This is a genomic window from Celeribacter baekdonensis (genome assembly GCF_003047105.1).
In the GTDB taxonomy this organism is placed as follows: Bacteria; Pseudomonadota; Alphaproteobacteria; order Rhodobacterales; family Rhodobacteraceae; genus Celeribacter; species Celeribacter baekdonensis_B.
The window spans coordinates 22611-35062 of sequence record NZ_CP028472.1; the positions used below are offsets into that span (position 1 = coordinate 22611).

General features: G+C 58.2%; 12 protein-coding genes. 5 read left to right on the forward strand and 7 right to left on the reverse strand.

Translation table 11 applies throughout. The annotated features are described in order from the left end of the window. Positions 1–43: 43 nt before the first annotated feature. Positions 44–961: an NAD-dependent epimerase/dehydratase family protein gene (locus DA792_RS00115; protein ID WP_107717312.1), complete on the reverse strand. Its 918-nt coding sequence runs from the start codon at positions 959–961 to the stop codon at positions 44–46. Then, a complete protein-coding gene (locus tag DA792_RS00120; protein WP_107717314.1) occupies positions 958–2706 on the reverse strand; it encodes an FAD-dependent oxidoreductase in 1749 nt (582 codons plus the stop codon). The genes DA792_RS00115 and DA792_RS00120 overlap by 4 nt, the downstream gene beginning before the upstream one ends. Positions 2707–2894: 188 nt before the next feature. On the opposite strand from DA792_RS00120, the gene DA792_RS00125 reads away from it, so the two are divergent. From DA792_RS00125 to DA792_RS00145, 5 genes are all read left to right on the forward strand, one after another. Beyond that, complete coding sequence (locus DA792_RS00125; protein WP_107717316.1) at positions 2895–3977, forward strand: Gfo/Idh/MocA family protein; 1083 nt, start codon at positions 2895–2897, stop codon at positions 3975–3977. Between the two features lie 3 nt (positions 3978–3980). Next, on the forward strand, positions 3981–4808 hold the full coding sequence (locus DA792_RS00130; protein ID WP_107717318.1) for an IclR family transcriptional regulator: 828 nt from the start codon (positions 3981–3983) through the stop codon (positions 4806–4808). A gap of 67 nt (positions 4809–4875) precedes the next feature. Continuing rightward, positions 4876–6624, forward strand: coding sequence for an FAD-dependent oxidoreductase (locus DA792_RS00135; RefSeq protein ID WP_107717320.1), 1749 nt, complete (start codon positions 4876–4878; stop codon positions 6622–6624). A 1-nt stretch (position 6625) separates the two neighbouring features. Next, on the forward strand, positions 6626–7237 hold the full coding sequence (locus DA792_RS00140) for an NIPSNAP family protein (RefSeq protein WP_107717322.1): 612 nt from the start codon (positions 6626–6628) through the stop codon (positions 7235–7237). A gap of 5 nt (positions 7238–7242) precedes the next feature. Further along, positions 7243–8064: a sugar phosphate isomerase/epimerase family protein gene (locus DA792_RS00145; RefSeq protein WP_107717325.1), complete on the forward strand. Its 822-nt coding sequence runs from the start codon at positions 7243–7245 to the stop codon at positions 8062–8064. Positions 8065–8148: 84 nt separating this feature from the next. On the opposite strand, the gene DA792_RS22110 is transcribed toward DA792_RS00145, so the two are convergent. The 5 genes from DA792_RS22110 to DA792_RS00165 all read right to left on the reverse strand — a co-directional run bounded on the left by DA792_RS22110 (position 8149) and on the right by DA792_RS00165 (position 12434). Continuing rightward, a complete protein-coding gene (locus tag DA792_RS22110; RefSeq protein WP_159075097.1) occupies positions 8149–8298 on the reverse strand; it encodes a hypothetical protein in 150 nt (49 codons plus the stop codon). 141 nt (positions 8299–8439) lie between these two features. Next, a complete protein-coding gene (locus DA792_RS00150) occupies positions 8440–9240 on the reverse strand; it encodes a tetratricopeptide repeat protein (protein WP_254679200.1) in 801 nt (266 codons plus the stop codon). 56 nt (positions 9241–9296) lie between these two features. Further along, the gene (locus DA792_RS00155) at positions 9297–11093 is read right to left on the reverse strand and encodes a pilus assembly protein TadG-related protein (RefSeq protein ID WP_159075099.1); all 1797 of its coding nucleotides are present in this window, start codon (positions 11091–11093) and stop codon (positions 9297–9299) included. Then, positions 11083–11499, reverse strand: coding sequence for a TadE/TadG family type IV pilus assembly protein (locus DA792_RS00160; RefSeq protein WP_254679201.1), 417 nt, complete (start codon positions 11497–11499; stop codon positions 11083–11085). The genes DA792_RS00155 and DA792_RS00160 overlap by 11 nt, the downstream gene beginning before the upstream one ends. A gap of 2 nt (positions 11500–11501) precedes the next feature. Further along, a complete protein-coding gene (locus DA792_RS00165) occupies positions 11502–12434 on the reverse strand; it encodes a type II secretion system F family protein (protein ID WP_254679202.1) in 933 nt (310 codons plus the stop codon). Between the last annotated feature and the right edge of the window lie 18 nt (positions 12435–12452).

The following is a 12452-nucleotide window of genomic DNA, read 5'->3' on the forward strand; positions in this document are numbered from 1 at the left end:
AGACCCCAACGCCGAGGCCATCGCCTTCTCACTGACACGCAGCCTATATTTCAGAAGTCTTGCGCCAATGGCTCAAAGTCTCGGCAATCCCTTCCTCCAAAGAGGTCACCCGCAGCGCATCAAACCAATCTGAATGCCCCCCACCTTGGAGCAAAACCGGCGTTTTGAGCCGTGGCCCCGTGCCCGAAACCGCAGCATCCGGCACCGCCCGCCTGAGTGCTGAGATAAAGCCATCAACCGTGGCCGAAACCCCATGAAGATCATAGACCTGTGCCCCCTCCCACGCGTCAAAAAGCCCAGCCACAAAGGCCCGAGCAACGTCTGAGACATGGACAAATCCCACAGGACCGGAAAACTGAATTGTGGCGGATTGTCCAAGAGCGGCAGCGCGCAATGCAATCGACGGCCCGGCTGCAATGCCCCTGCTTTCACCGGGGCCATAGACGATATAGGGGCGAAATCCGACGCTTGGCAGGCCGTGATCCAGCCACGCACACCGCGCCATGCCCTCAATCGCCAGTTTGTGCACGCCGTAAAGGGTCTCAGGATTTGGCAAGATGCCCTCCCCTGATCCGTAGACCGCCGAGCTGGACGCGTAGGCCAACCGCTCCGCGCCATTCTTGATCGCCAAATCCATCACCGTTTGACTGCCGATGAGATTCACCTGCGCAGCGCGGAGCGGATCAACCTTGCAATCGACGGTCATCAGTCCGGCCAGATGGACAACCGCGCCGCAGCCGTCCATCGCCCTTGCCACATCCTCGTGCTGCGTCACATCACCCGCAACGCCCTCACAGCTCTGCGACAGGCCGCCCCGCACAAAATCAAGCGTCTCGGCGTTGAGCTTTCGATCAAACACCCGCGGACGCAGCCCCTGCGCGACAAGCTCGCGCGCGACAAAAGCCCCAAGGAATCCGGTCCCGCCGGTCACCAAAACTGGCTTGTCTTGCCAGCGGCTCATGAGGCTATCCGATCTGCGCGGGCGGTCTTGCGCTGTGCCGCATGGGTCGCCGCGATCGAGCCGAAAACAATGCCCGGACCGATGGTGATACCGGGGCCGGGATAGACCCCTCCCATGATCGAATTCATATCAGCGCCTGCCGCATAAAGCCCCTCGATTACGGTGCCATTTTCCGTCAGCAAACGGGCGTTTTCATCGGTAACAAGACCCTGAGCCGCGCCAATATCGCCCGGATACAGTTTGACCGCATAATAGGGACCCTTGCCAAGCGGGCGCAGGGTGGGGTTTGGCCCGTCATGGGTGGCATCACCATTGGCGCGCTCATAGACGGTTTCACCCCGGTGAAAATCCTGATCCACGCCCTGCTTTGCCATCTCATTAAACCGCGCCACGGTGGCGCTCAGGTTCGTGCCATCTATGCCAAGTTGCACGGCAAGATCGCCCAGATCGCGCCCCTCGGTCAGATAGCCTTCGGCGATGTACGGTCCAAAATCCTTGGTCCCCGGATGGATCATGCCCATGCCGTATTTGCGCGCCGCTGGCGCGTCGGCGATGAGGAACGTCGGAATATGCGAGCCGTCCTTGTCGGCCGCATACATGGCGGAGACAAATTCATGATAGCTGCGGCTTTCGTTGACGAAGCGTTTGCCGTCGCGCCCGACCGAAATGATCCCCGGCTTGGAGCGGTCCAACACGAAATGCGGAAACGCGGCCTCTGTCCCGTCCGCGCGTTTACGGATCGACACCGGTGCCCAGTAACATGGCTGCGCCGAACTGTCGGAATAATGCGCCCCAAGCCCTAGGACAATGTCGTGCAACTCGCCCGTATGGCCGGGAGCCGCTGGCGACACACGCGGCGTCGGTGCGGGCATCATGGTTTGACGTTTGACAGGGTGGCGCGCAAAACCGCCGGAGGCAAGCACCACGCCTTTGGTTGCTGTGACGTCGAAAGACTGCCCGCTTTGCTCCAAAGTCAGCCGATACGCCCCCTCTTCGAGCGGCGTCAATCCCGTGGTTTTGGTCTGTGTGACAATCTCAACCCCGCGCTTGCGTGCCTCATAAAGAAACCGCCCGATCAACGCATTGCCCATCAACAGGCGTGTGTCGCGGCCATGCGCCCATTTGCGTAAATAATAGCGCGCGATGATCCGGATCGAATAGGCCAGCGAGCGTGGGCTTTTCTTCATCTTGAGCAAATGCGCGATGTCATCACGGTCAATCTGCATCCCGCCCAAAATGGTGAATTCCGGGATCGGTGGACGCACGAGCTTTAGGTCATCGCCCAGCAACGCGCCATCAAAGGGCACAGGCTCAAGCGCGCGACCAAAGGCGGTCGAGCCTTCGAGCTCAAACAAGTAGTCGGGATGGAAAGGACGGCCCCGGAACCGGACGCTGGTCTCATCTTCAAGGCGATGGATCGCACATGGGCCGCGTTTGACAAAGGCTTCGCGCAAGGCACGCGGCGCACGGTTCCCAACGGCACGATCTAGAAAGGTTAGAACAGTCTCTTCACTGTCTTTCGCCCCCAGCTCATCACGAAACCGGGTGTTTGGCACCCATGTGGTTGCTGCCGACAAAGCCGAGGTGCCCCCGAGGAATTCTGTGCGCTCCACAAGCAAAACGCGCGCGCCCTCAAGAGCCGCAAACACGGCCGCAGACAGACCCGCCGCCCCGGCCCCAAGGACGACCACATCGTAGCTGGCGCCATTTTTGAGCTCTGCACGAGAGCGCGATTCTTTTGACATTTCTTCCTCCCTAAGCGTTTAAGTCTTTCATTTATCAAGACTTTTATACCAAACGCTCTACTCTTTCTCTCAGCATGTCCTAAAATAGAAACTCTTTCAACTTTTAAATCTTGTTTTATTTTTAACTTTGATTGATATAATTGATCAAAGGACAGGCAGCCCGAAAGGGAGGCCTAAAGGAGGATGCAATGACACAGACACGATTGGCCATTGTTGGGGGCGGCATCATTGGGCGCACCCATGCTGATGCGATCCGTGCCTGTCCCGGCAGCGATCTCATCTCCATTGTCGATCCATTTGAGACGGGAAAATCTCTCGCCAAAGATTTTGAGTGCCTCCATCTGGAAACGCTTGCAGCATTGATTGAGTTGCGCCCAGACGGGGTGATTATTGCCACGCCAAACGCGCTTCACGTGCCGCAAGCGATGACATTGATCCGCGCGGGGATTCCCGTGCTGGTCGAAAAACCCTTGGGCGACACGGCCCAAGGCTGCGCGGCTTTGGTGGCCCTGTCAGACCGCACAGGGGTGCCGGGACTTGTCGGCCATCACCGCCGCCACAACCCCATCGTTCAAGCCGCCAAAACGGCCATCACCGAGGCTCGATTCGGCACATTGGTCTGCGGCACAATCTCCGCCACACTTTACAAAGACGCCCGCTATTTTGATGTCGCTTGGCGACGGGAACCGGGCGCAGGGGGCCCGATCCTGATCAATTTGATCCATGAAATCGACCTCGTGCGGCATTTGTTTGGCGAGATCACAGAGGTCACGGCCCTCACCGCAAACAGCCAGCGCGGCTATGACGTCGAAGACACCGCCGCAGTGATCCTGCGCCTTGAAGCCGGCGGGTTGATCACCATCTCGCTGACCGATGCGGGCGTGGGACCTTGGTGTTGGGACACGACCGCAGGCGAAAATCCAGCGCGGTTTCCAGCGATGCCCGCCGTCTCGCATATGTTTGCCGGGACACAGGCCGGGATGAGCCTACCTGATCTGTCGTTCTGGACCCATGAGGGTCCGCGCGATTGGACCGTACCGCAGACCAACCATCCGCTCGATCTGGTCACAGCAGACAGCTATGTCGAACAAATCCGCCATTTTGCCGCCGTGATCAAAGGAGATGAAACCCCACGTATCACCCTGTCCGATGGTGCACGCAACATTGCGGTGATTGAGGCGATCCGTGAGTCCATCACACAAAGACGCCCTGTTCCGCTTGGCTCACAACGGATAAACACGTCCTCAAAGCCAAAAGCGATGATGGAGTAAGCAATGTCCGGTGTGATGGAGAGAACCCTTTCGATCCTTGAACTTCTTGGGAAGCATCCCGAAGGTGTCCAAGTGAGCGCGATCGCGAGCGAACTGGATATGCCCGCCTCTGCAGCGCATCGGTTGCTCAAAGAACTGTCGCAATACGGCTATGTGCGACAGCTCAGGAACCAAGGCGATTACGCCCTCACCATCAAACTCGCAGGCATCGGGTTGGCGTTTTTGGCCCGCACCGGCGTGCCCGATATTGCCCAGCCCATCCTTGATCGCTTGGCGGCGGACTCGCGCGAACTTGTGCGCCTGTCGGTGATTGATGGCGAGGATCTTGTCTGGGTCGGCGTGGCTCAGGGCGCGGTTGCAGGCCTGCGATACGACCCCGGTCGCGAACAGGGGATCAAGGTGCATTTGGCTGGCTCGGCGGGGGGACATGCCTGGCTGTCAACAATGACGGATGAGCAAGCGCTTGATAAAATCGGCACTCAAGGGTTGCGGGCGGAATTTGCCATGGGACCGGGCGCGCCTGCCTCAATTCCAGAGGTGCTGGCCGCGCTCGCTGACACCCGCAAACGCGGCTACGCCACGATGTCCGACAGCTATCATGCCGGAATGGCCGCAATGGCTGTTCCGATTTTTCGCAGCGAAGACAATGTGGTGATCGGCTGCCTGTCCATCGCCGGACCGGGAGTGCGTGTCACGCCCGAATTGATGGACCAATTCCACCCGCTTTTGCGCGAAGCCGCCGACGAAATTGGCGGGGCGTCAGAGGCATCCTTCTTTTTCAACCGCAACCGGGCCGTGCCCGCAGAGACCGAAACCCGTCAGGCTGGCTGACCGCAAGGTCCTGTCATCTGACCCGAATGCGCAGACGTCTTCTGCGCTGTGAAACGAAAGCAGGACAATGGACAGCGAAACGGCGGGCGGCACCGCCTGCGACGTTCTGATCGTTGGATCAGGCGCAGCGGGATTGTGTGCCGCGATCACGGCAGCACAGGCAGGGCTTGATGTCATTGTGGCCGAGAAAACCGAGGTTTTCGGCGGCACCTCTGCATGGTCCGGCGGCTGGCTTTGGATTCCACAGAACCCACAGGCCATCCGCGCCGGGATCGTCGAAGCTGACACCGAACCCCGCCGTTATCTGCGCGCACTTCTGGGCAATCGCGCCAATGATCCGCGGCTCGAGACGTTCTTGCAAAACGGTCCCGACATGCTCCGCTTCCTTGAAGAGGTCGGTGTCATGACTTGGGTTGATGGCAATCGCGTACCTGATTTTTACGTCCATGATGGCGCCGCCGAAGGCGGGAGATCTGTGACCGCCGCGGCTTATGACGGGCGTGAGCTTGGGCCTTTGATCACCCGGCTGCGACCGCCGCTCGATGTCGTGTCGCTCTGGGGCATGGGCATTGGCAGCGGTGTGGATATGGCGCATTTTTTCAATGCAACCCGCTCCCCCGCCGCGTTGTGGCATGTCACCAAACGTTTGACCAAACATCTCTATGATCTGGCGCGTTATCGACGTTCGATGCACCTTGTGGGCGGCAATGCCCTTGTGGCGCAGCTTTTGAAAGGCGCGGCAGACAGCGGGGTTCAGCTTTGGCATGACAGTCCGGTGACCAGCCTGCACCATGATGAGGGTCGGATCGTAGGTGCGTCCGTGACGAGACAAGGGACACCAATGCGCATCACCGCCCGCAAAGGCGTGGTGCTTGCGGCGGGCGGCTATCCGCATGATGTCCTACGGCAAACACTCAGCTTTGCCCATACAGACACCATCGCGCATGCCTCCGCCGCCCCCAAATCAAACACTGGCGACGGGGTGCGTTTGGCCGAAGGAATAGGTGCCGCGCTTGACACGAGCCTTGCTGAACCCGCGGCTTGGGCACCCGTGTCCCGCGTCCCGGATGGTCAAGGCGGGTTCAAAAATTTCCCTCATCTCATTGATCGCGCCAAACCCGGATTTATCGCGGTAGATATGAGTGGGCAGAGGTTCGTCAACGAGGCCGACAGCTATCATGAGTTCATGAAAGCCCTGTTTGCCGTGACACCCAAAGGGCGCGCGCCAGAGGCTTGGCTGATCTGCGATCATCGGGCTCAGAGGCAATTTGGCATCGGCTGGGCAAAGCCCTTTCCCTTCCCGCTCACCCCCTATCTGCGCTCCGGCTATCTCAAACGCGGGCGACGGATCGAAGATTTGGCGGTGCAGTGCGATCTGCCTGCCGAGGCCCTCGCACAGACCATCACACGGTTCAATGACGGCGCGCGCGCAGGTCACGACCTAACGTTTCACCGTGGCGCATCGCTTTACAACCGAGCTCAAGGCTGGGCCAAACACAAAGGTCCGAACCCGGCACTTGGGCCTTTGGAGCGCGGGCCGTTTTATGCGGTCAAGCTCGTGCCCGGTAGCCTTGGCACATTTGCCGGGATCAAAACTGCCGCCGATGGGCAGGTGCTTGGGCAAGACGGTGCGCCGACACCCGGGCTCTATGCCATCGGCAATGACGCCGCCTCAATCATGGGCGGGCACTACCCGTCTGGCGGCATCACCCTCGGGCCGGGCATGACCTTTGGCTACATCGTCGGACGCAGACTTTCAGGCCAACCGCTCAAAGGCCTGACCCCTCCTCTTTCACACCACACAAAGGATGCATGACATGCCCTATTACGAAATCGCAACGCTCAAGACCGTGATCTTCGGCGCAGGAAAGGCCTCGGACGGGCTGCAAAACTGGCTCGCGGCAGGTAAAGGCACGCTGCTCGGGGCGTTTGGCACCGACATTGGAAACCTCAACGAGGTCTATGTTTTGCGCGGCTTTGACACCCTGGATGAGATGATGGACGAACGCGAACGCACGGTGATGTCCGCCAATCCGATGGGCTGTATGGAACATTTGGTTGACCTGCGGTTTGACAGCTACAAGCCCTTTGATTTCATGGCTCCAATCACCCCCGGCACCTATGGTCCAATCTACGAATTTCGCACCTATAAGGCCAAGTTGAACGGCGTGTCCGTCACCCAAGACAAATGGCGCGACGCTATGCCGGCACGTTCGAAATATTCCCCGCTCACCATGGCGATGTGGGGCCTTGATGGTGCGCCGCGTATCACGCAAATCTGGCCCTACAGCTCGCTTGAGGCCCGCACCAAAGCGCGCAGCCAATCGGTCGCAGACGGCAAATGGCCGGCCAAAGGCGGACCTGACTGGCTCACCCCGGTGATGACCAGCGCCATCGCCCTTCCCTTGCCGTTTTCACCGCTGAAGTGAGTGCCATGCCCCATAAATTCTCTCTCGCCTTTTTGACCACACATGAGGTTCCGCCGTATGAGGCCGTGCGCATTGCGGCGGCCACGGGGTATGACCTTGTGGGGCTGCGGTTTTTGCCCGCCGCCCCAACCGAGGCCCCCTATCCGATCCTGTCTGATCCGGCAGTTGAAGCTTTGGTGAAAGCGGCCCTTGATGAGACTGGGATCGGCATTGCCGATATTGAAATCGCCCGGCTTAAACCAAACACGGATGTCGGAGATTTCCGTGATTTTCTAGCTCTTGGTCAAAGGCTTGGTGCCCGCAACGTGCTTGTTGCGGGCGATGATACCAATCACGATAGGCTCACCGAAACCTTCGCGGCCTTTTGCGATCTTGCCGCCGAATATGGCCTGACCGGGGATCTGGAGTTCATGCCATGGACCGGGGTTAAAACCCTTCCTGAGGCGCAACGCATCGTTGAAACAGCGGGGCGCTCCAACGGCGGCGTTCTGATCGACGCGCTGCATTGGGACCGGGCGGGCGGGACGATCGAGCAGATTCAAAACCTGCCCCCTGCGCTCATTCACTACGCTCAGCTTTGTGACGGACCGAAACCATACGATCCGACCGATGCCGGGATGATCGAGATTGCCCGAGGCGCACGGCTTTTGCCCGGCGACGGCGGAATTGATCTGATTGCAATGGTGCGCGCCTTGCCGCGTGACATTGTTCTGAGTGTCGAGGTGGCTCAGATTGAAAAGGCCAAAACCGTGGATGCCCAGAGCCGCGCCGCAAAGGCACTCGCACGATCTAAGGCGCTGATCGCCAAAGCCCACCCTGCGACATAGACGGGAGCAATCCGTCCGTCAAAGGACGATCCGCCCTTGGCAAGCATAGCCCAGCCCAAAAGGATGGGCTATGTGCCGCCACACTTAGACCATGCCGATGCGGAGGCGAAATTCGTAACCGCTCGATTGCTCCCCCGGTCCTTTGTCCTTGACGCGAGCAATGATGTCAGTGTCTGACACGAAGTCTTTGAGGACGTCTGTCATTTTGGGGCGGACCTCGGCGCCGAGGATCATTTCGCGCAACTCTTCGTTGCCATGACCGGCAACAGTCGTGATGGCCTCATCCGTTCTTGTCAGCTCATGACCAAATCAAACTTCGAAAATACCTGATGGACACCAAAAATGCGCCTCTACGATTGGCCGCAAAAACCGCGCTTATACAAAGACGAGGGACCCAATCGGTTTGCCTTCCAAACGCAGACGGCGCAGCGCCTGATAAACCCGGATGTTTTCCTCGACCTCATCGGGCTTCATGTCCAACAACAAAGTCGCCCGCGCATCGTTGTCACGCCCATCCAGACCATAGACCAGGGCGAGATTGCCCCGAACATATGGCGCGGCCAGCGGATCTTTGACGAGTTCCTGTAAAATCGCCGTCCCTCGGATGATGTCCCCCGACAGCGCAAGCGACAGAGCATAATTGCTGCGCAGGATGAAATTTGTCGGGTAATAGGACAGGCCGTCCTCATACACACCCTGCGCCTGTTTGTGCCGTGACAGCGTGTCCAAGGCGACACCTTTCCCGGTAAGGGCAGACACGTTCCGTTGATCCACCCGCAGCGCTTTGTCATAAGCCTCCACGGCCATCTGCGAACGATGTTGGGCCAGATAGACGCGCGCCAACGTTGTCAGAACTTCGGCATTGCTCGGTGCCAGCTCATGTCCCCGTAACAGGACCGCCTCGGCCCGGCTGTTTTGTCCCATCCGCGCATAGCTGTTCCCTGCGCCCAACAGCGCAGGAACCGAAACGGGGTCGGTGACCAGAACTTTCTCGAACAATCGCGCGGCGGTCTCATTGTCGCCGGCCTCAGAGGTCGCCTGTGCAAGGCGCAACGTATCCGCACCTGCCGTGGTCCTCGCAGCCCCGTCGCGAGACAGGTCCATGGTGCAAGCGGACAAGCTGAACACGAGGAGAACAGGGACAAGGGCGCGGGTGATGTGAGAGAAAAAGGGCAATGGTTTACTCCGGTCGAGCTGATGAGGGCGGGTGTGTGGGCGGGCGGGATCATGCATCATCGGACAAGGACAACCTTGCCGCAGGCGACGCCATCAAGGGTGAGGTCGGCCTGACCGATCCCGACACCAAGCAGGTTTAAAAGGCCATCGAGCAAGGCATCAATCGGCGTCAACAAAGCGCCAAGCAATTTCCCCGGCAAAACGTCGAGCACAGTGTCCACAAGCGCGACAACCGGTGCCAACAAAAGCGACAACAGCCCGCCAAGTAGGGATTGGCTTTGACTGCTGATACTGATCTCCAAATTGTTGGGGTCCAGCAAAGATTCAATCGTTGAGGTCAGCAGGCTGCCGGAGCCAACAGTTTTCGGGCTACCCGAAATATCGGACACGAGAAAATCAATTTGCGGCTGTAACGCATTGCCTGTCGCGGCATGGGCTTTCAATTGCAGGGTGAAGAGATCAATCGTGATCAAAGCGAGGTTCAGCTCCAAATCTAAGAAGTCCGCAGGGTTAAGGTTGGCCGCGTCAAGCGGGGTGGTCGTGTCCTCAAAGGTTGGGGCATCGAATTCACCGATGAACAACTCAACCACATGCGTGCCGTTTGTCCCGGTGAAAGGGGTAAGCCCGGTGTCAAAACTGGCGATCCGATCATTCGGGCCGCCCGCATCACAGTAAAGATCCGTCAATGTCACCGTTGCACTCGCGATTTCCGCATAAATCGGCACGCGTAAGGACAAGGCGGACACCCCCACCCCAAGCCCGCTAAGCAAAGATGGAGACAGATCAACGTCCAATTTCAGCCTCACCTGCGCGGTGTGAAGCGTCGCTCCGCGTTCGCCAAGGTTGATCCAACTCGAATGCGCCTCCCGCTCGCCCACGACAACCGCCAAATCCACATTGCCCAGAACATTTGGAATGGGCAGGCTGACATCGGCCTCGATCAGACGGTTTGCATTAACGATGTCGAGCGTTGCTTTCAGCACATCAAGCGCCGACACAGACACCGTTCCAAGGCGATCTTCCAGTTGAATCGCCACGTTATCTCCAGATATCCCGATCAACTCGGAGGCATTAAAAGACCCGCACGCTGTACAATTCAGGATCGCCGTCAGCACATCTGTTGAGCCTGAAACAAGCCCGGTGTCCAATATCGCGCCCGCCACATCGAGCAGGTCGATCTCCGAGGTGAGTATGTCCGCATAGTCAAGCGCAACAAGATCGGCCCGCACCGCCAGCGCGTCCGTAAAGGTCAGAAGATCAATCTGTGTATCCAACAACGCTTGGTAATCCAAAAGAGAGAGCGACACGTTGGAGCCAAGCGCCGCGCCGAGCAACGCGTTCAAAATGCCGCCATCCAAGTCGAGCAATCGCGATCCAAGGCTAAAAGATGCAAAATCAAATCGTGCCGCCGTCGCAGACGCCGAAAGAGGGGTGCTGTCCGTGTCCAAAAACGTCTGAGAGAAAAACAACGGTGCCGCATCTTTCAAAACGACCTCTGCCGCATTGACATCCACATCGGACAAATCGCGCGTTTCAAACCTATCCTCTGCCGGAAGGGCGCTGTCATAAATGTAGCGACCGTATTCCAAAGACGTCAGAGCCAAAGCGTCGAGTCTGTTGCCGATGACGGTCGCCTGAGCATGATCATCCGGCGTCCCACTCAAGTTCAAAACGGCACTGATTGCCGTCATATCCGCCTGTGTTTGCAAAGATTTTTGCCGAAAATACAGAGAGCCGAGGTCGATCCCGATGGCCATAAAGCCCACGGCAACTGTCAGAAAAAGCGCGACGATGATTGCCACGGCACCGCCCTCTTGAGAGCTGTATTTGCGGAAACAGGTTTTAATACGCAAGGTAGCTGCTCCGCGTAATATCCGTAATCCCGATGCCAAGAAAACTGTCCGCGACCTCAACTGCTGTGCCACTGAGATCATAGGTCAACGTGATCTGAATGGCCGGCATGGTGCCCTCAATCATGTCGATATCGGCGGAAATATGGCTGCCATTCAAAAAGGAAAACCGCCCGCCCGGCGAGGTAAGAAAGCTTATCGCACGCCCTTCCCTATCGGCAAGAAACGGTTCGCTGACAGAATACCGCGCCGCTTCGGCGGCGAATTGCTGAAGGCTATTGGCGATAGCGAAATACTGGCCAAAGGTGATGATCCCGAACAGGATGCTCAGCAACAGTGGTAGCACAAGCGCGAATTCGACCGCCGTCGCGCCGTCGTCTTCGCACCGATATCGTTGCAACCGTGTCACGATCACGACCCTCCATTCATGAGGTTGTCCAGAATGCTCAGAGCCGCCGGACCAATCAGCACGATAAAAAGCGCAGGCATAATGAACAGGATGAGTGGCACGGTCATCAAAGCCGGGAGACGCCCCGCCTGTTCCTCTAATCTCAAAAGCCGTTGAGCCCGTGCATCCAACATCAAAGAGCGCAACGCGCCGCGAAAGGGCGTGCCGTAGCGACCGGCTTGTGCCATCGCATTGGCAAACACGGACACCTCTGGCAAAGGCAGTCGTTCCTCCAGATTTCGCCAGGCCTGTTCGCGTTCGGGCAACACCCCAAGTTCAACAACCAATTGTTGTAGTTCAATGGCAAGGTCTGGACAGGCCGCATAGACCTCTCGCGCCACACGGCCGAGTGCGGGGACGGGCGCAAGCCCAGCTTCGCTTGTGATCACAAGCAATTCAAGCATGTCCGGGAAGCTGCGCCGCACTCTTTCAAGCCGCCGCTTCCGCATGTGGGACAGGATGACATCCGGTGCCCGAGACAGGACCAAAGCTGTCGCGCATACCACAACAATCGCAGTGAGGGGTTTGATCCCATCTTCAGAATTGAGAGCCAGCCAGAGTACAGACAGGATCACCGCAGCCACAGGCAGGACGAGCTTTAGAAAGGCGTAAATCAGATGCGCATCACGGCTGCGAATGCCCGCAGATTTCAAAAGAGCCGCTGAGGTTTCCGCCTCATCCCCCTTGACCACGGAGACGCGTTCCGCAGTCACCGCCGCCATCCGTCTCAGAACCTCTCCAGCTTTCAAGGATATAGGTTGAGAGACGACATCTTTGGTTTTTTTGCCCGTCGAACTGATGCAGCGCTCCAATCGGCCACGCCGTTTACGATGGTCAATCAGAGCCAAGGCGATCAGTTGCACAAGGCTCAGCCCAAGAATGAGCAAGAGGAGCAATATGAGACCCAAATATCC